The organism is Actinomadura flavalba DSM 45200 (assembly GCF_000374305.1).
Classification (GTDB): domain Bacteria; phylum Actinomycetota; class Actinomycetes; order Streptosporangiales; family Streptosporangiaceae; genus Spirillospora; species Spirillospora flavalba.
On record NZ_KB894107.1, the window covers coordinates 1 to 19,204 of the forward strand.

A 19,204-nucleotide genomic window follows, 5' to 3' on the forward strand; every position below is an offset into this window, starting at 1 on the left:
CACACCTCGGCACGCACACCTCGGCACGCACACCTCGGCACGCACACCTCGGCACGCACACCTCGGCACGCACACCTCGGCACGCACACCTCGGCCGCGCGTCCCTGGTGGGACGCGCGGCCGAGGTGTGCGTTCGGTCAGTCGCGGGTGAGTTTGCGGTGGGTGACGCGGTGGGGGCGGGCCGCGTCGGCGCCCAGGCGCTCGATCTTGTTCTTCTCGTAGTCCGCGAAGTTGCCCTCGAACCAGAACCAGCTCGACCCCTCTTCCCACGCGAGGATGTGCGTGGCGATGCGGTCGAGGAACCAGCGGTCGTGCGAGGTGATCACGGCGCAGCCGGGGAACTCCAGCAGCGCGTTCTCCAGGCTCGACAGCGTCTCGGTGTCGAGGTCGTTGGTGGGCTCGTCCAGCAGCAGCACGTTTCCGCCCTGCTTGAGGGTCATCGCCAGGTTCAGGCGGTTGCGCTCACCGCCGGACAGCACGCCCGACGCCTTCTGCTGGTCGGGGCCCTTGAAGCCGAACGCCGCGATGTACGCGCGCGACGGCATCTCCACCTGGCCGACCTTGATGTGATCGAGCCCGTCCGAGACGACCTCCCACACCGACTTCTTCGGGTCGAGGCCGCCGCGGCCCTGGTCGACGTAGGAGACCTGCACGGTCTCACCGACCCGCAGCGTGCCCGAGTCGGGCTTCTCCTCACCGACGACCATGCGGAACAGCGTCGTCTTGCCGACGCCGTTCGGGCCGATGACGCCGACGATGCCGTTCGGCGGCAGGTTGAACGACAGATGGTCCATGAGGAGCCGGTCACCGAAGCCCTTGGTGAGGTCGTCGGCCACGATCACCGTGTTGCCCAGGCGCGGGCCCGGAGGGATCTGGATCTCCTCGAAGTCGAGCTTGCGGGTCTTGGCGGCCTCGGCCGCCATCTCCTCGTACCGGGCCAGACGCGCCTTGCTCTTGGTCTGCCGGGCCTTGGGGTTGGAGCGGACCCACTCCAGCTCGTCCTCCAGGCGCTTCTTGCGCTTGGCGTCCTTGTTGCCCTCGACCTTGAGCCGCTCGGCCTTCTTCTCCAGGTAGGTGGAGTAGTTGCCCTCGTACGGGTGGCAGCGGCCCCGGTCGAGCTCCAGAATCCACGTGGCGACGTTGTCCAGGAAGTACCGGTCGTGGGTGACGGCCAGGACGGTGCCCTCGTACTTGGCGAGGAACTGCTCCAGCCAGTTGACGCTCTCCGCGTCGAGGTGGTTGGTGGGCTCGTCCAGCAGCAGCAGGTCGGGCGCCTCCAGCAGCAGCTTGCACAGCGCGACGCGGCGGCGCTCGCCACCGGACAGCTTGGTGACGTCGGCGTCCGGCGGGGGGCAGCGCAGCGCGTCCATCGCCTGTTCGAGCTGGCTGTCGAGGTCCCACGCGTTGCGGTGGTCGAGCTGCTCCTGCAACCGGCCCATCTCGGTCATCAGCTCGTCGGAGTAGTCGGTCGCCATCTGCTCGGCGATCTCGTTGAACCGGTCGAGCATGCCCTTGGTCTCGGCGACGCCCTCCTCGACGTTCCCGAGGACCGTCTTCTCCTCGTTGAGCGGCGGTTCCTGCTGGAGCATCCCGACGGTGAACCCGGGCATCAGCTTCGCGTCACCGTTGGACGGCTGATCAAGACCGGCCATCATCCGCAGCAGCGTCGACTTACCCGTCCCGTTCGGCCCCAGGACGCCGATCTTGGCACCGGGAAGGAAACTCAGAGTGACGTCGTCCAGGACGACCTTGTCGCCGTGCGCCTTGCGCACACGCTGCATCGTGTAGATGTACTCGGCCATATCGTCAAGCCTAGAGCCTCCGGGGCACTGCTCCGTTTCCCTCGCCGCCCCCTCCACGCGGCCTTGGGTGACCGGTGTTACCGATGGTTCGCCGGTGGCCCCTGTTGCCGTCCCACCCACGCGTTCGGCACCCGCGAACGGCCCGGCGTCAGCAGACGCCGGGCCGGCCCGCACGCCGAGGCGGCCGGGTCACCGGCGACCGGCACGAACTCCCGCCGTCGACACCACCACGACCTCGGCCCCGCGTCGGCAGGCGCCAGTCCAGCCCGCCCGGCCCGGACGCCGAGGCGGCCGGGGCGCACCGGCGCGAACTTCGGTTGCCGATGCACCGACGGCCTCGGCCCGACCACGACAGGCGCCGGACCGGCGCGAACTCTCGCCGTCGATACACCGACGACCTCGGCCCGACCACGGCAGGCGCCGGGCCAACCGGCCCGGCGCGAACGCTCGCCGTCGACACACCCATGACCTCGGCCCGAGCGGACGACCGGGAGCAACGGGACTGGGTGCGGACGCTGAGCTTGGCCGGACGTTGCGCGATGGTCAGGTGGCTCTCGGGCCGTCCAGGGCGGGGAGGCAGACGCGGTCGCGGCCGGACTGCTTGGCGCGGTAGAGGGCGAGGTCGGCGGCGGCGAGAAGTTCGATCATGTCGTCGCCGTGCAGGCGCAGCAGCGCGACGCCGACGGAGACGGTGACGCCGACCGTGCTGTCCTCGGCGGGGACGGCCAGGCGGCGGACGCGGTTACGCAGGCGCTCGGCGACGCGGCACGCCTCCACGGTGTCGGCGCCGGGAAGCAGCACGACGAACTCCTCGCCGCCGAAGCGGCCGACGACGTCGTACTCGCGGAGCTGGTGGACGAGCGTGCTCGCCATGCCGACGAGGACCTGGTCGCCGATGAGATGCCCGTAGGTGTCGTTGACCCGCTTGAAGTGGTCGATGTCGATGAGGAGCAGGGCGAGCGGGTCCTGGGTGCGCTGGGCGCGGGCGAGTTCGGTGTCGGCCTCGCGCTGCCAGGCGACCGCGTTGAGCAGCCCCGTCTTGGCGTCGGTGCGGGCGGCGGCCTGGAGCTGCTGGTGCATGAGGCTGCGCTGGAGCAGGACGGCCGGCGGCAGCGTGAGCAGCAGCAGGCCGAGCGAGAGCGCGGCGCTGATCGCGACGATGACGCCGACGCAGAGTTCGACCACGTCGAGCAGCAGGGACTCGCGCGTCCACAGCACGTCGCGCCAGCGCGTCTCGGGGTTGGACGCGTGCGCGGCCAGCGCGACGATGAACGTGTTGACGACCGTGAACAGGACGGCGCACGCGACGGCGAGCGGCACGCCGGGCCAGCCGTCGACGATCCAGCCGATGCCGCCGAGCGGCTCGGGGATGACCGCGTGGAACACCACCGACGCGCAGGCCCCGGCGATGCCGAGCGCGGCCGTCACCAGGATGCGGCGGTACAGCAGGGTGCGGCGGACACGGAACTGCAACAGCAGTTGCAGCGGAATCGGGAAGAGCAGCGCGTACGCGGGCGGCAGGAGCAGCGCGGTGGGCAGCCACCACGCCGACAGCAGGTCGCGGGCGACACCGGCCGGCATGCCGAGACGGCGCGACGCCTCGATGCAGACGGCGCCACAGGCCAAGAGGGCGCCAAATGTCCATAGATCATTCAGGCGCAGCGGGGCGAAGAACAGCGCCGTCGCCGTCAGTGCGAGATGCACGACGACGACTACCACGACGTATGCGGACAGCACCGTCGGACGCCCGGAAACCGCGCGCCAGCGGGGCTTTCGCAGGAGCTCGCCGCCACGGTCCTCGGCGGACGACTGCACGGCCGTCATCCTTCCCCCTTATGCCTCACGTTGGGTAACACGATAGTTGCAACGTGTGCGATCCGGTTCCGAAACCGGTAGCGTCGATAACGCACAAGTCGGTGGCCAAGGTGGCCATCCACCACAGGGTCAGCCAAACCGCTGGCCTCAGCAGATCCGGAGGGGGCGAACATCATGCGCGGCGTTTCCTGGATCTAAGGCAGCCCGCAACCCCTACCGCGCGGGGGCGACGCCCAAGCGCCGTCCCCGCCCCCCAGACCGAAGACCCCCCACCCCCAAACCACCACGACCCACCCACCCCACACAAACCAACCCCCGCAAGCCCGCACCTCCCAAGCCCCCGCCCCGCAGGACCACACCTCCCAAGGCCCCGCCTCGCAGGACCGTGCCCCTCAGCGCCGACCTCCCCGAGACCGCGCCCCGCAAGACTCCGCCTCCCAGGACCATGGCCACACTGCCCAAGAGCGTGCCCGGCGAGAAGGCTCGCACCAAGGCAGCCCCTGCCAAGGCGACCCGCACAAGGGCAGCCCGCACTCAGATGGCCGCAGCCGTGACGGCCCGCACCTAGGCGAACCACACAAAGTCGGCCCACACAAAGTCGGCCCACGCCTAGGCGGCCCACGCCTAGGCGGCCCACGCCGGGACGGCCCACGCCGGGACGGCCCGCGCCAAGGCGAACCACGCAGGGGCGGCCCACGCCGGGACGGCCCACGGTCAGGCGGCCCACGCCTACGCGAACCACACAAGGTCGGCCCACGCCTAGGCGGCCCACGCAAGGACGGCCCAAGCTCAGGCAGCCCACGCCGGGGCGGCCCGCTCTAAGGCGAACCACGCCGAGGCGAACCACGCCGGGGCGGCACACGCTTAGGCGGTCCCCGCCGGGACGGTCCTCGCCGGGACGGTCCGTGCCGAGGCAGCTCGTGCTGGGACGGTTTGCGCGAGGGTCGTCCTTGTGGGGCTTGGTCCTTGCGTTCAGGTCTCGTGCGCGCCGGGTGGGGCGGTCTGACGTCGGGTGCTGGTGGGTGTGCCGTGTGGCGGGGTCGGGTTCGGTCTCCCGTCGTCGGTGTCGCCGGTCGTCGGGGACGAGGTCGCTGGACGTCGCGGGTGGGCGTACGTCCGGCGGACCGGGTGCGGCGGCCGGCGGCCTCGGCAGGGCGGGTTCGCCGGTGCCGGGGAGGGCCGGGTGCGCCTCTCGACTTTGGTGCACGATTACCGAGAGTACATGTTCATTTACCCCCGCGAAAGGTTTCGTCCAGAACTCAGAGAAGTCGTGTCGACACTCTCCGCGTTCACGTGCTATGTCGGGGAGCTGGAGCACCAGCGTGCGACGTCAGGCGGCCTCCCGGGCGTCGATGGGAGTGAGCGGCGGGAGTGCGGTCGCGGAATCGTCGGGCGTGGCCGCGGGGTCGGCGCGGGCGCGAGGGTGGAACGTCGCGGTGCCGCGGGTGAGGTCGTGGCCGAGGGTGGAGGCTTCGATCTCGACGGAGAGCCGCCAGTCGCCGTCCTTCTCGTACTGGCGGATGCGGAGGCGGCCCGTCACGAGGACGGGATGCCCGCGACGCAGCTCGGAGGCGTACACGTTCTCGGCGAGAGCACGCCAGCAGTTGACCGACAGGAACATCGTGTCGCCGTCGTGCCAGTCGCCCGACGACCGATCGAACCGGCGCGGCGTGCAACCCACCCGGAAGCTCAACCACGGGACGCCCCCGCCGGTCAGCCGGTAGAAGGGCTCGGTGGCGGTCCACCCGGCGAGGGTGATGTGCGCTTCGTTCACGGCGTTCTCCGCTCAGGACGCCCGAGGACCCCCGTGACCCTCGGCTCCCCTCACGATGACGCACCGTTACCACCAAGGAAAGCCGGAAACCAAGGCTGTGGATAACTCCGATCCGGGCAGCTACCCATCATCGCGAAAGCGGACGTAGCGCCCGCAGCCCGATCGAGGACCGCTGCCTCAGCCCCGGGCGGCTTCTACGTCGTCGCGGAAGCGGGTGTAGTGCGTTAGTTCGTCCGCCACGCAGCGGATGACCTTGTGGTCGGCCACCTGTTCGATCTGTTCGCGCATGTGCCGTTCCATCCGGTCGCCGTGCTTGCCCGACGACAGCGCGACCATGTTCCGGCATGCCGACGACGTCAGCCAGCCCATCCCCAGCGCGCAGATCGCCACGACCGCGACGTACGGGATCAGCCCGGCCTCGCCCAGCAGCGGATGCGGGTCGGCGCCGCCCAGCTCGAACAGCCCGAACGCGACGAGCAGCCCGATCCACGCCACGCCCAGCACCGCGACCAGGACGAGGAAGTACTGCCACGTCTTCACCAGCCACCACCAGCGCGGCACCTGGTTGAACGTCGGCACCGCCTCGCGCAGCGCGGCCCCGAGGTCTTCGGGGAGTTCGGCGGCGTGCGTGCGGGCGGCGGCGCGCACCGACCGCGCCCACACGTCGGGCAGGTCGTCGGTGAAGCCGGCGGTGACGCCGGCGAGCGCGTTGTCGACGTCGCCCTGCTGCGCGCCGACCGGTCCGGTGAACGCGCCGCGCAGTTCCTCGCGCAGCTCGGTCAGCCGCATGCGGCGCAGCGGGTCGCTGCGCAGCCGCGTGATCATCGTCTGGACGGGCCAGCCGACGAAGTCGGCCGCGCGCAGCTCGTAGGCGCTCTCCATGGCCTCGGCTACGGCGGGGGCGCCGGCGGCGGCGCTCAGTTCCTCGATCAGCTCGGTGCGCCGCGCGGCGGGGACGGCCGACGGCGGCGCCGCCTCGCCCCGGTACGCGGCGAAGCGTTCAGCGAGCCGTTCGACGTCGGTGCCGAGGCGCGCGTTGCGGGCCTGCCGCTCGGCCACGGTCGCGACGAGCACGTCCCGCAGGTTCCGGACGCCGTCGGGCGCGACGGCGGACGTGGTGACGATCCGCGGTTCGGCCAGCCCTTCGGCCTCCAGCAGCCGCCGCAGGTCCGCGACGCAGTCGTCCACCTCGCCGGGCTGGAGCTTGTCGACCTGGTTCAGCACGATCAACGTCACCGCCGCATACCGGGCGTACGGGACGATGTAGTTGCGGTGCAGCGCCGCGTCGGCGTACTTCTGCGGGTCGACGACCCACACGAGCAGGTCCGCGATGGTGACGAACCGGTCGACCTCGGCGCGGTGCACGGCCTGGATCGAGTCGTGGTCGGGCAGGTCGAGCAGGACGAGGCCCTGCAACGACTGGTCGGCGCTGTTGTCGAGCGCGCTGGCCCGCGCGTACCGGTGGCGTTTGTCGACGTCGAGCCAGTCGAGCAGCGGCCCGGCGCCGTCGAGCCCCCACACGCACGCGTGCGCCTTGGACGTCATCGGCCGCCGCACCCCGGTCGGGGACAGGTCGAGCCCGCAGACGGCGTTGAACAGCGACGACTTGCCGGACCCGGTGCCGCCCGCGAACGTCACGACGGTGTGGTCGCCGGAGAGACGGAGCCGTTCCCCGGCGCGGTCGAGCAGGGTCCGCGCGTCGGCCAGCAGCGGCTCGTCCAGGCGTCCCGTCCCGGCCTGGACCATGCGGTCCAGGGCGTCCAGGCGCGCGAGCAGGACTGCGGACGACTCCTCCGGCGCGGCGGCGGACGGCGCGGGACGTGCCACGCCGCCGGTGCTCGCGGGGATGGCGGAGGTGGTCATCGGGCGACCTCCAGATTGTGCGTGGCCTGGTACAACTGCGCGGGCACGGTCTGGTCGGGGATGCCGGCGGCGTCGAGCGCCTGCCCGAACCGGATCGCCTCCTCGTCGAAGAGCATGCCGATCCGGCTGCGCAGGTCGGCGCGGGCCTTGGCGCCCATGCCGCGCAGCGACTCGGCGCCGAACAGGGCCTTGAGCAGCCGCTGCGGGACGGCGCTGTTGCCGGAGACGGCGACGTCGGACGTCCCGTAGCCGAGCAGCCCGACCATGAGGACGAGCGCGAGCGCTTCGGGGTCGAACGAGACGAGCTTGGCGACCGAGCGCTTGGTGACGCCCTCGGTGCGCACGAGGTCCTGGACGTGGTCCTGCCAGGCGCTGACGGCCCGCGTGACGCGCCGCGCCAGCTCGGGCGACGCGGTGCCGAGCGACGCCGACGCCTCGGCCATCACCGGACCGCCCGCCGGATGTTCCCGCCAGCCCGCGATGACCTGCTCGGCGGCGTGCTCGGCCGACGAGACGATCAGCGACTCCAGCCCCGCCCGCAGCGCGGACTTCAGCGCCCGGACGCGGGTCGGGCCGCGCTGCCGCCGCGCCGCCCCGTGCCGTTTGCCGGACTTGGTCCGCCGGATGTGCAGCGATTTGAGCAGGTCGCCGGTGCCGGCGAAGTCCTGCCAGCGGGCGAGGACCTCGCCGCGCAGTAGCGAGCCGTTGCGGGTGGCCTCGTCGAGTTCGGCGAGGGCCGTGCCGTAGGACGACTCGACGATGCGGGCCAGCTCGTCGCGCTGCTCGACCTGCGCCTCGACGTGCCTGGCGACCTCGGGGACGCGGGTGCGGAAGCTGTCCAGCACGCCGCCGAGGGTGTCACCGACGACGAACTCGCGGTCGCCCGCGTTGTCGGCGACGCCGACGAGCCAGCCGCGGATCTCCTCGACGGCCTCCTCGGGCAGGCGGCTGTCCTCGATGCGCGTCTCGGGGACGGTGAAGCGGCGCGTGTCACCGACGCCGTGCTCGTCCAGCATGTCACCGAAGTGCCCGACGACCTCGGCGCCCGCGCCCTGCGGGACGCGCGACAGCACGACGCCGATGGTGGCACCGTTCTCGCTGGCGCGGCGGAGCATCTGCCAGACCTGCGCGTCGGCGTAGCGGGCGGCGGTGGTGACGCACAGCCAGAGGTCGGCGACGGCCATGAGCTTGGTCGCGAACTCGTAGTGGTCTTCGAAGACCGAGTCGAAGTCGGGGCTGTCGAGGAGCGCGAGGCCGCGCGGGACGGCGTCGCTGGCGATGATGACGAGCTGGTCGCCGGCGATGGCGTCGGGCGCGGGGCCGCGGACGCGTCCCATGCCGGGCAGCAGCGGCCCTTCGAGGAACCAGTCGGCGTGGTCGGGGTGGCAGACCAGGATCGGGCTGCTCGTCGTGGGCCGCAGCACGCCGGTCGCGGACACGCGGGTGCCGACGAGCGTGTTGACCAGCGTGGACTTGCCCGCCCCGGTGGACCCGCCGAGCACGACGAGCAGCGGGGTCTCGACGGCCTGGATGCGCGGCAGGACGTAGTCCTCAAGCTGGTTGCGCAGCTCGGACCGCGCCTCGCGCGCCTCCTCGACGCCGGGCACGTCGAGCACGAACTCGAACGCGCCGAGCCGGTCGCGCAGCTCGCCAAGCGCCCGCGTCAGCTCGCTCTGCCGCATCGTGGTGCCCGCGAGCGCCAGCGCGGACCGGTCCGGCCGCCGCACCGCCTCGGTCCGGACGGCCCGCCGGGGTTCCTCGGCCTCTTCCGGATTTTCGGGAGTCTCGGGCGGCGCCGGTTCGGGGGCCTCCGCCTCCGGAGCGGGTGCGGCTCCGGTGAACAGCTTCCGCTCGGACGCGTCCGGGGCGTCCTCGGACGCGTCCCCGAAGATCAACGCCGCGGCGGCACCCGAGTTGGACCCGCCGCTCGCGCTTTCGCCCGGTTCGTCCCCGAACGGCACGCCGGACATGCCGGAATCGCCGGTCGGCTCGTCGCCCGAAGCGGGCGGGACCAGCCCGAACCCGTCCGCCCGGACGGACGGACCCGAGACCTCGTCGCCCGACGGCACAGCCGAGGCCGGGCCACCGAGGAAGCCGGACGACCCAGCCGGGTCACCGCCGGAAGTACCGGACGACGCAACCGGGGCCGACCCGCTGCCGGGAACGCCGAACGACGTAGCCGAGGCCGGATCGCCGCTAGGACCACCAGACGGCGCAGCCGAAGCCGGGCCGCCGCCGGAAACACCGGACGGCGCAGCCGAAGCCGAGCCGCCGCCGAGAATGCCGGACGGCGTGGCCGAGGCCGGGTTGCCGTCAGGAACACCGGACCGCGCGGCCGAAGCCGAGCCGCCGACGGGAACACCGGACGGCGCAGCCGAAGCCGGGTCGCCGGGGACGCCGGTCGAGTCGTCGCCGCCCGGGGCGCCGGGCGTGCCGCCGGGTTCGGGCGGGGCCGGGCGGGGGCCTGGGTCGGTGGCGCCGGAGGGTGTCGGCGCGCGTGCTTCCTCCACCCGGGTACCGCTACCCGCTCCACCGCCGGAACTACCGTTGCGCTCGCCGGAATCACCGGCGGCGGCCGGGATGCCGGACTCGTCCGGGGTGCCGGGCGTGCCGGAGCCGGTCGACGGGGGCGCGGGTGTTTCGTCGGGGGTGGGCTGGTTCGGTGGTGCGGGCTGGCGCTTCACGGCGTCGGCCTCTCCGGGTCCGGCGGGGGCGGAACGGGGACGGGGGCTTCCTGCGGAGTCCGCGTGGTCGGGCGGCGGCGTCACGGACTCCGCCCCAGGTCGATCTCCCGGCCCACGGCGACGACGTCGCCCACCACGACGATCGCGGGCGGGCGGACCTCGGCGGCGCGCATGTCGGCGCCGACCGCGTCCAGCGTCGTCGTCAGCGAGCGCTGGCCCGGGAGGGTGGCCTCCTGGATGACGGCGACCGGTGTCTCGGGCGGACGCCCGTGCTCGACGAGCGTTCCGGCGATCAGCTCCATCCGTTCCACGGCCATCAGCAGCACCAGCGTGCCCCGCGAGGCGGCCAGGGACGGCCAGTCGACCGTGGAGTCGGGGTGGCCGGGCGGAACGTGCGCGGAGATCACGTGGAACTCCTGCGACACCGACCGGTGCGTCACCGGGATGCCCACGGCGGACGGCGCCGCGACCGCGCTGGTGATGCCCGGGACGACGATGACCGGAATGCCGTGCTCGGCGCAGTGCAGCGCCTCTTCGCCGCCGCGCCCGAAGACGAACGGGTCGCCGCCCTTGAGCCGCACGACGAACTTGCCCTGCTTCGCGTGCTCGACCAGGTGCTCGTTGATGCGGTCCTGGGTGACGGTGCGGCCGTAGGGGATCTTGGCGGCGTCGATGACCTCGACGTCGGCGGCCAGCTCGTCCAGCAGTTCGCGGGGCGCGAGCCGGTCGGTGACGACGACGTCGGCGAGGGCGAGGAGCTGGCGCCCCCGGACGGTGATGAGCCCGGGGTCGCCGGGGCCGCCGCCGACGAGCGCGACGCCGACGGGCTTGTGCCGCGACTGCCGCGATTCGAGCGTCGCGTCCCGCAGTCCGGACACGACGGCGTCGCGGATGCCCGCCGCGCGGCGCGGATCGCCGCCGGACAGCACGCCGACGGTCGTCTCCCCGACCTGCCCGCCGGCGGGCGTCCAGCCGGGCGAGGCGTCGGCGTCGTCGGCGCGGACGGACCAGACGCGCAGCGCCTCGGCCTCACCGACGACGGCGGCGTTGACCTTGCCGTCGTCGGTGACGGCCTGCACGAGCCACGCGTCGGCGCAGTCGCCGGTGGCGTAGGGGCGGGGGTGCCAGGTGAGGCGTCCGGCGTCGACGAGGTCTTCCAGCGACGGCGTGATCTCGGGCGACACCAGGACAACGTCGGCGCCGGCGGCCAGCAGCGCGGGCACGCGGCGCTGGGCGACCCGTCCGCCGCCGACGACGAGGACGCGTCGACCGGCGAGTCGAAGGCCGAGCAGGTACGGGGGCACGGGCGATGGTCTCTCGACGGAGGTGACGTTGCGACTCAAAGGTACTCGGAACGGCGAGCGCATGAGGAGGGCGCCCGCCCAGTCGATAGCCGACGGTGACTCAGACCGTGATCAGGTCGTTACGCGGGAGCCCCCTTGTCGCTGACCCCGGCGGCGTCGAAGGTGGCGACCTCGCGCAGCACGCGGGCGGCGCCCTGGACGAGCGGCAGCGCGAGCAGCGCGCCGGTGCCCTCGCCCAGCCGGAGTTCCAGGTCGACCAGCGGCCGGAGCCCGAGATGCTCCACGGCGGCGGAATGCCCTGGTTCGACGGATCGGTGCCCGGCGACGCAGGCGCCCGCCGCGTCCGGGCAGAGCGCGACGGCGGCGAGCGCGGCGGCACCGGCGATGACGCCGTCGAGCACGACCGGCACGCGCAGCGCGGCGCCGCCGAGGATGAACCCGGCGAGCGCGGCGTGCTCGAAGCCGCCGACGCGGGCGAGGACCGTCAGCGGCGGGGCGCCGTCCGGGATGTGGGCCAGCGCCGCGCGCACCACGTCGATCTTGCGGGCGTGGGTGGCGGCGTCGATGCCGGTGCCGAGGCCGGTGACGCGCTCGGCGGGCAGCCCGGTGAACGCGGCGATGAGCGCGGCGGACGCGGTGGTGTTGGCGATGCCCATGTCGCCGGTGAGCAGGCAGCGGGCGCCGCCGCCGACGAGGTCGCGGGCGACCTGGACACCGGTCTCGACGGCCTGCCGGGCCTGCGCGTCCGTCATGGCCGGTCCGCGCGTCATGTCGGCGGTGCCGCGCGCGACCTTGCGGTCGAGCAGGGCCGGGGCGGCGGGCAGGTCGGCGGCGACGCCGACGTCCACGACGGTGACGGACGCGCCGACCTGCCGCGCGAACGCGTTGACGACCGCTCCCCCGGCCAGGAAGTTGCCGACCATCTGCGCGGTGACCTCCTGCGGCCACGGCGAGACGCCCTGGGCGTGGACGCCGTGGTCGGCGGCGAACACCGCGACGGCGGCGGGTTCGGGCAGCGGCGGCGGGCAGTGCCCGGCCAGCCCGGCGAGGCGGACGCCGACGTCCTCCAGCACGCCGAGCGACCCCGGCGGCTTGGTGAGGCGGCCCTGGAGGTCGCGGGCGTCGCGCAGCGCCGCGTCGTCGAGGGGGACGACGGCGGCGACGGTCTCCTCGATGAGGTTCAACGGAGTCCTTTCCGGGGGGTCAGATGCCCAGGTCGGCGAGGGCCTTGAGGAGGTCGTCGTGGGCGGGGGCGTCGCGGACGGCGAGCCGGAGCCAGTCGGGACCGAGGCCGGGGAAGGTGTCGCCGCGCCGGACGGCGAAGCCGCGCTGGCGCAGCAGCGCGCGGATGCCGAGCGCGTCGGGCACGCGGACGCACAGGAACGACGCGCGGGCGTCCGGCACGACGTAGAGGCCGCGGGCGCGCAGTTCCCCGGCGAGCGCGTCGCGTTCGGCGCCCATCGCGGCGGCCCAGGCGTCGGCCTCGGCGACGGCGGCGGGTTCGGAGCACGCCTCGATCGCGACGAGCGCGGGCGTGGACACGGCCCACAGCGGCTGCGCGGCGGCCAGCCGGGCGATCAGCGGCGGCGCGGCGAGGACGTATCCGGCGCGGAGCCCGGCCAGGCCCCACGTCTTGGTGAGGCTGCGCAGGACGACGACGCCGGGTGGCAGCGACCCGGCGAGGCTGTCGGGTTCGCCGGGGACGCAGTCCATGAACGCCTCGTCCACGACGAGCGTGCGGCCGGGGCGGGCCAGCGCGGCGACGACGGCGGCCGGGTGCAGCACCGACGTCGGGTTCGTCGGGTTGCCGATCATGACGAGGTCGGCGTCGGCGGGCACGGCGGCCGGGTCGAGGGTGAAGCCGGGCGCGAGCAGGACGCGGTCGACGGGGTGCCCGGCGGCGGCCAGCGCGGCCTCCGGCTCGGTGAACTGGGGGTGCACGACGACGGCGCGGCGCGGCGCGAGGACCCGCGCGAGCAGCACGAACGCCTCGGCGGCCCCGGCCGTCAGCAGCACCTCGTCCACGGCGCGGCCGTGGCGGCGGGCGACGGCGCGGCGCGCGGCCGCCGGGTCGGGGTAGGCGGCGAGGTCGGCGACGGACGCGCGCAGCCGCTCGGCGAGCCAGTCCGGCGGGGTGCCGGAGCGGACGTTGACGGCGAAATCGGCGAGACCGCCGCCCACCTCGGCGTCGCCGTGGTGGCGAAGGTCGATCACGGGACGTCTCCCTCGTAGTAGAGCAGGGCGTTCACGGCGGCTGCGGCCACCACGGACCCGCCCTTCTCGGACACGTTGCTGAGCTGCGGCAGCCCGGAGCCGCGCAGCGCCTCCTTGGCCTGCGCCGCGCCGACGAACCCGACGGGCAGCCCGATGACCAGGGCGGGCCGGACGTCGGCCGCGATGATCTCCAGCAGGGCGGGCGGCGCCGATCCGACGACCCAGACCGCGCCGGGGCCGACCTCGGCGTGGGCGACGCGGACGGCCGCGGCGGCGTGGTCGATGCCCGCGGAGCGGGCCGTCCGCGCGGTCTCCGGCTCGGTCAGGGCGCAGTACGCGCGGCGCGCGGTGATGCCCGCGGCGACCATCTGCTCGTCGGCGACGATCGGCGCGCCCGCCCGCAGCGCGGCCAGTCCGCGCGCCAGGTGCTCCTCGCCGGTGACGAGGTCGACGGCGTACTCCAGGTCGGCGCTGACGTGCACGACGCGTTCGGTGACGGCCCGCCACAGCGGCGGCATCGGGGACAGATCGACCCTCGTCCGCAGAATCTCGTACGACCGGACCTCGATGGGATGAGGTTGACGCACGGCCACCGGCTCTCCTAGCGCTCCGCCCGAAATTCGACGCAGCAAGGTTCGCACGCCCCCGCCCCACCGGCCACACCGGCGGCGCGACGGGCCGATCCGAACGCATCATGTCTCCTCACCCAACGAACGGCCCGCCACCGAAGTGCCCGTTGTCGCCGCGCCGGAGCGGCCGATCGGTCACGGCGGGGGGTCGAGGGTGTCGATCCGGCGGCGGGGCGGGGGTTCGGCGTGCGGGCGGAGCGGGACGGCCCGGTCGCCCCGCACGACGACGAGGCCGCCGAGGTCGGCCGTCGTGCAGGCCAGTCCCGCCCGCTCGAAGGCGGCGGTCACCGGGCCGGGGTCGTGGGTGATCGCGACGGCGGTGCGGAGGGCGTGCGCGGCGCAGGCGAGCGCGTCCGCCGCGCCGGGCGGCACCAGCACCGCGTCGGGGACCGGCAGGTGGTCGAGCACGCCGGGCAGGGCGCCCCGCGCCACCGCGACCTTGACGCCGTGCGCCCGGACGTCGGCGCGGATCGCCGCGCGGGAGGCGAGGTCGGGGGTGACGGCGACCGCCGCCGCGCCCAGCCGGGCGCACTCGATCGCGACCGGACCGGCGGCCGGGCCGACGTCCCAGACCAGGTCGCCCACGCGCGGCCCGAGCCAGGCCAGGGCCAGCGCCCGGACCTCCGGCGGCGGCGCCGGGCGCGTGAACGCCTCGGCGGGCAGCGCCCACCCGGGAGGACCCGGCGGACGTCCGGCCAGCCACGACGGCCCGTCGAACCGCTCGAACGGGTCCAGGACGAGCACCACGGACGGGTCGTGCCACGGCCGCGTCGTCGCCTCGGCCGGGCGGACCCGGACGATCCGCTCGGCGGGGCCGTCCAGGTCCTCGCAGACGACGAACGTGCGCGGCGTCTGCGGGAACAGCTCACGGGCCAGCTCCGCCGGACCGGCCCCCGGCCCGGTCAGCACCGCGACCTTGCGGTGCGCGCGGCACGCGTTCGCGGCGCGGCGCAGCCCGCCCGTCGCCGCCGACACGACCAGCGCGTCGGCGGCGTCGATCCCGGCGCGCTCCAGCGCGCGGACGGCGGGACCGATCATCGCGCCGGGGCCAGCCGCCCGTACATCCCGACCATCCGGCCGTCCGCCCCGCCGACCAGGACGACCTGCGCGGCGACCGGGGCGTCCAGCCCGTCGGTGACGCGGCGGCACAGCTCCCGGCCGCAGGTGCCCAGCAGGCCGGTCTCCTCCCAGAACGCGTAGTAGTCGGCGGTTCCGGCGGCGTCGCCGCCCATCGCGGCGGTGATGTCGGCGAGCGCGGCGTCCCCGCCCGCCGCCTCGGCCAGCTCGGCGAACCGGCCGACCACGACGAACTGCCGCAGTCCGTGCGCGGCGGCCGCCCGCGCGGCCGGGGCCAGGTCGGCGGGACCGGCGTGGACGAAACAGACCTCGGGGAGGCGCGGCAGCATGGCGCGGGCCGCGGCGGGCGTGCCGTCGCCCGCGCACAGCACGAGCGAGGACTCGCCCGCGGCGGCGAGGCGGGCGGCGGCGTCGATGCTTTCAACGGTCATGGCGCCGAGCCTGGCGAAGAGAGCGGCGCGGCGCGGCCCGGCGCGCCGGGCGCGGCCGGATCGGTGGCCAGCCGCCCGAACACGAACTGGTCGTGCTGGACGCCGTCGGCGGTGCGCTCGGCGCCGCGCGCGCGGCCCTCGCGCAGGAAACCGGCCTTCTCCGCGACGCGGATCGACGCGGCGTTGGACGTCAGGGCCCGCAGCTCCACCCGGTGCAGGCCCAGCCCGCCCAGCGCCCAGCCGGTGACGAGCCGCAGCGCGGCCGTCGCGTGCCCGCGTCCGCGCCACCGGGGCCGCAGCCCGTAGCCGACCTCGCAGGTGCGCTGCCCCCAGTCGACCCGGAACAGCCCGATCGTCCCGGCCAGCTCCCCGTCCGCCACCACGGCCAGGTGGACGCCGAGACCGAGCCGCATCGGCTGGTGCACGCCGGTCTCGAACCACCACGCCAGCCGCTCGGCGTCCAGCTCGCGGGGGAAGTTCGGCGGCAGCCAGTCCTCCCCGGCCCGCAGCACCTCGATGTACCCGGCGGCGTCGTCCATCCCGAACGGCCGCACGACGACGCCCTCCCCGGCCAGCCGCACGTCCGCGCCGAACCCGCCCGCGCTCATCCCGCCTCCTTCGCCGCACCGGCCGAGCACGCTAGCGAAACGCGTGCGGCCGTGCCATCGAGGGGCGTCAGCCCGGTGGGACCGCGAACCACACCGCCTTGCCCGCCGCCCGGTCGCCCAGCCGCGCCCGCGCGGCGGCCACGCCCCAGCGCCCGCCCGACAGCTCCGCGACGATGCCGAGGCCGCGCCCGTGGTCGCCGGACGTCCACGAGTAGCCGGTGATGTCGACCCGGGCGTCGCGGTCGAAGACGCTGACGCGCAGGCCGTCCGGGGTGTCGTGCAGCCAGAGTTCGTAGGGGCCGAGGCCCGCCGCGTGCCGGTGGGCGTTGGTGGCGATCTCGCTGACCATGAGACGGGCGTCGGCGCGGGCGTCGCGGCCGACGCCCAGGGCCGTCAGCGCGCCGTCCAGCGCGCGCCGCGCGAACCCGGCGCCCTCGGGGCCGGTGGGCAGGTCCCAGACCCAGCCGGGGCGGGCGGCCGTCGGGGCCGTCCCCCCGGGCTGCCGGTCGTGGGCTATCTCTGGCGCGACCTTCACGGGGCCTCCGCTCTCGGCTGTGCGGACGGGGTTTCGTCACCATGCGTCCCCGAACCGTCACGCGTCAGCGTCTCCTGAGAATCTCACGCGCGCAAGCGCCTTCACCGGATTGCTCCGGGAACCTCGTGAATTCCGGCAATCACGTTGTGCGAGGCGCCGTTGACGGAGAGACTTCCTTCTCATGAACTACCGCCCCACGGTGCGCGGCCGGCGGCTGGCGCGGGAACTGCGCAAGCTCCGGGAGGACCAGGGCCTGACCCTCCAGGAGGTGGCCGACCGGCTCGACTGGTCGCGCGCCACCGTGTCCCGCCTGGAGACGGGCCAGACCCGTCCCAAGACCGACGACATCGCCGGACTCCTCAACCTGTACGGCGTCCCCAGCCCCGACCGGGACGCCCTCATCGCGCTGGCCGGCGAGACGAGCCGGCGCGGCTGGTGGACCGCCTACGCCGACGTGTTCACCGGCAGCTACGTCGCGCTGGAGGATGACGCCTCGCGCATCCGCACGTGGGACCCGCAGCTCGTCCACGGCCTGCTCCAGACCGAGGACTACGCCCGCACCGTGATCACGGCCGGGCGGCTGCTGTCCGACACCGGGCAGATCGAGCGGCGCATCGACGCCCGCCGCATCCGGCAGACGCTCCTCGACCGCGAGTCGGCGCCCCACATGCACATGATCGTGGACGAGGCCGTCCTGCACCGCATGATCGGCGGGCCGGGCGTGATGCGGGCGCAGCTCGCCCGGCTCGGGCTGCTGGCCGAGCGGGAGACGATCACGATCCAGGTGATGCCGTTCGCCCGGCGTGAGCACGCCGGACTCGACGGACGTTTCACGATCCTGTCGTACCCTGACCCGGCCGACCCCGATATCGCCTACGTGGAAGGCACTATGGGCGACGTTTACCTCGAAAGCCTCGCGGAAACAGCAAAGCATGTGGACCGCTTCCAGCGGATCGAGGAAGCGGCCCTCAGCCCCGAGGAATCCGCGCACCTCATCGTCAAGGCAGCAAGGAGCGGCCCATGAACGAAGTCCGGCGCGAACTCATCGGCGCGTCCTGGCGCACGTCCTCCCACAGCGGAAGCGGCGACCAGTGCGTGGAAGTGGCCGATATGACGGGGGGACGCCACGCCGTCCGCGACTCCAAGGACCGGTCCGGACCGGTCCTCGTCGTGTCGCGCACCGGCTGGCGCGCGCTGGTCGACACCTGCCTGACCGACCCCTCCCCCGCGCGATCCAGGCCGGGACTGCTTTAGCGTCACCCCTCGGGGAGCATGGTCACCCGCTGCGGCGGTCTCCGATCGTGCTCCCCGAGGGCCTCGCCCCCGCGGTAGAACCTGTTCTAGTGTGGCCCTGCGTCCGATTCTCGACGGAGGGTGGCCCGTGACCGCGGATCTCAAGCTCGGCATCAACGTCGGCTACTGGCAGCGCGACCCCGACGACCAGACCGAGACCGTCCTGGCCGCCGAACGGCTCGGCTACGACGCCGTCTTCACCGCCGAGGCGTACGGCTCCGACGCCTTCACCCCGCTCGCCTGGTACGCCGCGCGGACGTCGCGCATCCGGCTCGGCACGGCCGTCGCGCAACTCTCCGCGCGCACCCCCGCCGCCACGGCGATGCAGGCGCTCACCCTGGACGCGCTGTCGGGCGGACGCGTCATCCTCGGCGTCGGCGCGTCCGGGCCGCAGGTCGTCGAGGGCTGGTACGGCGTCCCGTTCCCCAAGCCGCTCGCCCGGACCCGCGAGTACATCGACATCATGCGCAGAATCTGGCGCCGCGAAGAGCCCGTCACGGCGCCCGGCCCGCACTACCCGCTGCCGTATCCGGGCGGCGCCGGGCTCGGCAAGCCGCTGAAGTCGATCGTGCACCCGGTGCGGCCCGAGATCCCCGTCTACCTGGGCGCCGAGGGGCCGAAGAACATCGCGCTCGCGGCCGAGGTGGCGCAGGGCTGGCTGCCGCTGTTCGTCGACCCGGCGCAGATCGACGCGCTGTTCGGCGCGTCGCTCACCGGCCGGCCGGACGACTTCGAGATCGCCGCCACCGTCACGACGATCGTCACCGACGACCTCCCCGCCGCGCTGGAGTTCGCCAAGATCCCGCTCGCCTTCTACATCGGCGGCATGGGCGCCAAGGACCGCAACTTCCACCTCGACCTCATCGGCCGGCTCGGCTTCGCCGACGACGCCGCCCGCGTCCAGGAACTCTTCCTGGACGGCCGCCGCGCCGAGGCGATCAGCGCCGTCCCCGACGCGCTCGCCGACGCGATCTCGCTGCTCGGCCCGCTCGACCGCATCCGCGAACGGCTCACCCTGTGGCGCGACAGCCCGGTGACGACACTGCTCTTCGCGGGCGTCCGGGACGAACCGACGCTGCGCGCACTGCGCGATCTCGTCCGGGGGTAGGGGGCGGCGGAATGATCGGGCGGCGCCGCGTGCTGTCCTGATCGTCAGCCTCTTGCGACCGGAAGGA

Annotated in this window: 16 protein-coding genes; 3 read left to right on the forward strand and 13 right to left on the reverse strand. The window is 74.0% G+C overall.

Annotated features, from left to right (window positions below; translation table 11 throughout):
• Positions 1-137 precede the first annotated feature (137 nt).
• The 13 genes from ettA to C229_RS0128405 all read right to left on the reverse strand — a co-directional run bounded on the left by ettA (position 138) and on the right by C229_RS0128405 (position 16,736).
• The gene (gene ettA / locus C229_RS0128345) at positions 138-1,802 is read right to left on the reverse strand and encodes an energy-dependent translational throttle protein EttA (RefSeq protein ID WP_018658505.1); all 1,665 of its coding nucleotides are present in this window, start codon (positions 1,800-1,802) and stop codon (positions 138-140) included.
• A gap of 543 nt (positions 1,803-2,345) precedes the next feature.
• Complete coding sequence (locus tag C229_RS32150; protein ID WP_051109163.1) at positions 2,346-3,626, reverse strand: GGDEF domain-containing protein; 1,281 nt, start codon at positions 3,624-3,626, stop codon at positions 2,346-2,348.
• A 1,321-nt stretch (positions 3,627-4,947) separates the two neighbouring features.
• The gene (locus C229_RS32155; protein WP_018658507.1) at positions 4,948-5,391 is read right to left on the reverse strand and encodes a single-stranded DNA-binding protein; all 444 of its coding nucleotides are present in this window, start codon (positions 5,389-5,391) and stop codon (positions 4,948-4,950) included.
• Between the two features lie 177 nt (positions 5,392-5,568).
• Positions 5,569-7,254, reverse strand: coding sequence for a P-loop NTPase family protein (locus C229_RS0128360; protein ID WP_018658508.1), 1,686 nt, complete (start codon positions 7,252-7,254; stop codon positions 5,569-5,571).
• The gene (locus tag C229_RS0128365) at positions 7,251-9,323 is read right to left on the reverse strand and encodes a GTPase family protein (protein ID WP_018658509.1); all 2,073 of its coding nucleotides are present in this window, start codon (positions 9,321-9,323) and stop codon (positions 7,251-7,253) included. The genes C229_RS0128360 and C229_RS0128365 overlap by 4 nt, the downstream gene beginning before the upstream one ends.
• A gap of 695 nt (positions 9,324-10,018) precedes the next feature.
• Positions 10,019-11,242, reverse strand: a complete 1,224-nt coding sequence (cobA, locus tag C229_RS0128370; RefSeq protein ID WP_018658510.1) for a uroporphyrinogen-III C-methyltransferase — start codon at positions 11,240-11,242, stop codon at positions 10,019-10,021.
• A gap of 119 nt (positions 11,243-11,361) precedes the next feature.
• A complete protein-coding gene (gene cobT / locus C229_RS0128375; protein WP_018658511.1) occupies positions 11,362-12,426 on the reverse strand; it encodes a nicotinate-nucleotide--dimethylbenzimidazole phosphoribosyltransferase in 1,065 nt (354 codons plus the stop codon).
• Between the two features lie 19 nt (positions 12,427-12,445).
• The gene (gene cobC / locus C229_RS0128380) at positions 12,446-13,456 is read right to left on the reverse strand and encodes an Rv2231c family histidinol phosphate aminotransferase CobC (protein WP_018658512.1); all 1,011 of its coding nucleotides are present in this window, start codon (positions 13,454-13,456) and stop codon (positions 12,446-12,448) included.
• Entirely contained in the window at positions 13,453-14,043 is a 591-nt protein-coding gene (locus C229_RS0128385) for a precorrin-8X methylmutase (protein ID WP_026314238.1), read from the reverse strand. Before C229_RS0128385 ends, cobC begins: the two co-directional genes overlap by 4 nt.
• A gap of 177 nt (positions 14,044-14,220) precedes the next feature.
• On the reverse strand, positions 14,221-15,123 hold the full coding sequence (locus tag C229_RS0128390; RefSeq protein WP_018658514.1) for a hypothetical protein: 903 nt from the start codon (positions 15,121-15,123) through the stop codon (positions 14,221-14,223).
• The gene (locus C229_RS32160) at positions 15,120-15,593 is read right to left on the reverse strand and encodes a hypothetical protein (RefSeq protein ID WP_018658515.1); all 474 of its coding nucleotides are present in this window, start codon (positions 15,591-15,593) and stop codon (positions 15,120-15,122) included. Before C229_RS32160 ends, C229_RS0128390 begins: the two co-directional genes overlap by 4 nt.
• Entirely contained in the window at positions 15,590-16,201 is a 612-nt protein-coding gene (locus C229_RS33280) for a GNAT family N-acetyltransferase (RefSeq protein ID WP_018658516.1), read from the reverse strand. The genes C229_RS32160 and C229_RS33280 overlap by 4 nt, the downstream gene beginning before the upstream one ends.
• Positions 16,202-16,268: 67 nt before the next feature.
• Positions 16,269-16,736 carry an ATP-binding protein gene (locus tag C229_RS0128405; protein ID WP_018658517.1) on the reverse strand — a complete coding sequence of 156 codons (468 nt, stop codon included), beginning with the start codon at positions 16,734-16,736 and terminating at the stop codon, positions 16,269-16,271.
• 181 nt (positions 16,737-16,917) lie between these two features.
• Between C229_RS0128405 and C229_RS0128410 the strand changes: the two genes are divergently transcribed.
• From C229_RS0128410 to C229_RS0128420, 3 genes are all read left to right on the forward strand, one after another.
• A complete protein-coding gene (locus tag C229_RS0128410; protein ID WP_018658518.1) occupies positions 16,918-17,760 on the forward strand; it encodes a helix-turn-helix domain-containing protein in 843 nt (280 codons plus the stop codon).
• Positions 17,757-17,990, forward strand: coding sequence for a DUF397 domain-containing protein (locus tag C229_RS32170; protein WP_018658519.1), 234 nt, complete (start codon positions 17,757-17,759; stop codon positions 17,988-17,990). Before C229_RS0128410 ends, C229_RS32170 begins: the two co-directional genes overlap by 4 nt.
• 127 nt (positions 17,991-18,117) lie before the next feature.
• Positions 18,118-19,137: an LLM class F420-dependent oxidoreductase gene (locus C229_RS0128420; RefSeq protein WP_018658520.1), complete on the forward strand. Its 1,020-nt coding sequence runs from the start codon at positions 18,118-18,120 to the stop codon at positions 19,135-19,137.
• The last annotated feature ends 67 nt before the right edge of the window (positions 19,138-19,204 follow it).

Coding starts and splice junctions, on each gene's coding strand:
- ettA (WP_018658505.1), bottom strand. CDS start 1,802: ATGGCCGAGTACATCTACACGATGCAGCGTGTGCGCAAGGCGCACGGC.
- C229_RS32150 (WP_051109163.1), bottom strand. CDS start 3,626: ATGACGGCCGTGCAGTCGTCCGCCGAGGACCGTGGCGGCGAGCTCCTG.
- C229_RS0128360 (WP_018658508.1), bottom strand. CDS start 7,254: ATGACCACCTCCGCCATCCCCGCGAGCACCGGCGGCGTGGCACGTCCC.
- C229_RS0128390 (WP_018658514.1), bottom strand. CDS start 15,123: ATGATCGGTCCCGCCGTCCGCGCGCTGGAGCGCGCCGGGATCGACGCC.
- C229_RS32160 (WP_018658515.1), bottom strand. CDS start 15,593: ATGACCGTTGAAAGCATCGACGCCGCCGCCCGCCTCGCCGCCGCGGGC.
- C229_RS33280 (WP_018658516.1), bottom strand. CDS start 16,201: ATGAGCGCGGGCGGGTTCGGCGCGGACGTGCGGCTGGCCGGGGAGGGC.
- C229_RS0128410 (WP_018658518.1), top strand. CDS start 16,918: ATGAACTACCGCCCCACGGTGCGCGGCCGGCGGCTGGCGCGGGAACTG.
- C229_RS32170 (WP_018658519.1), top strand. CDS start 17,757: ATGAACGAAGTCCGGCGCGAACTCATCGGCGCGTCCTGGCGCACGTCC.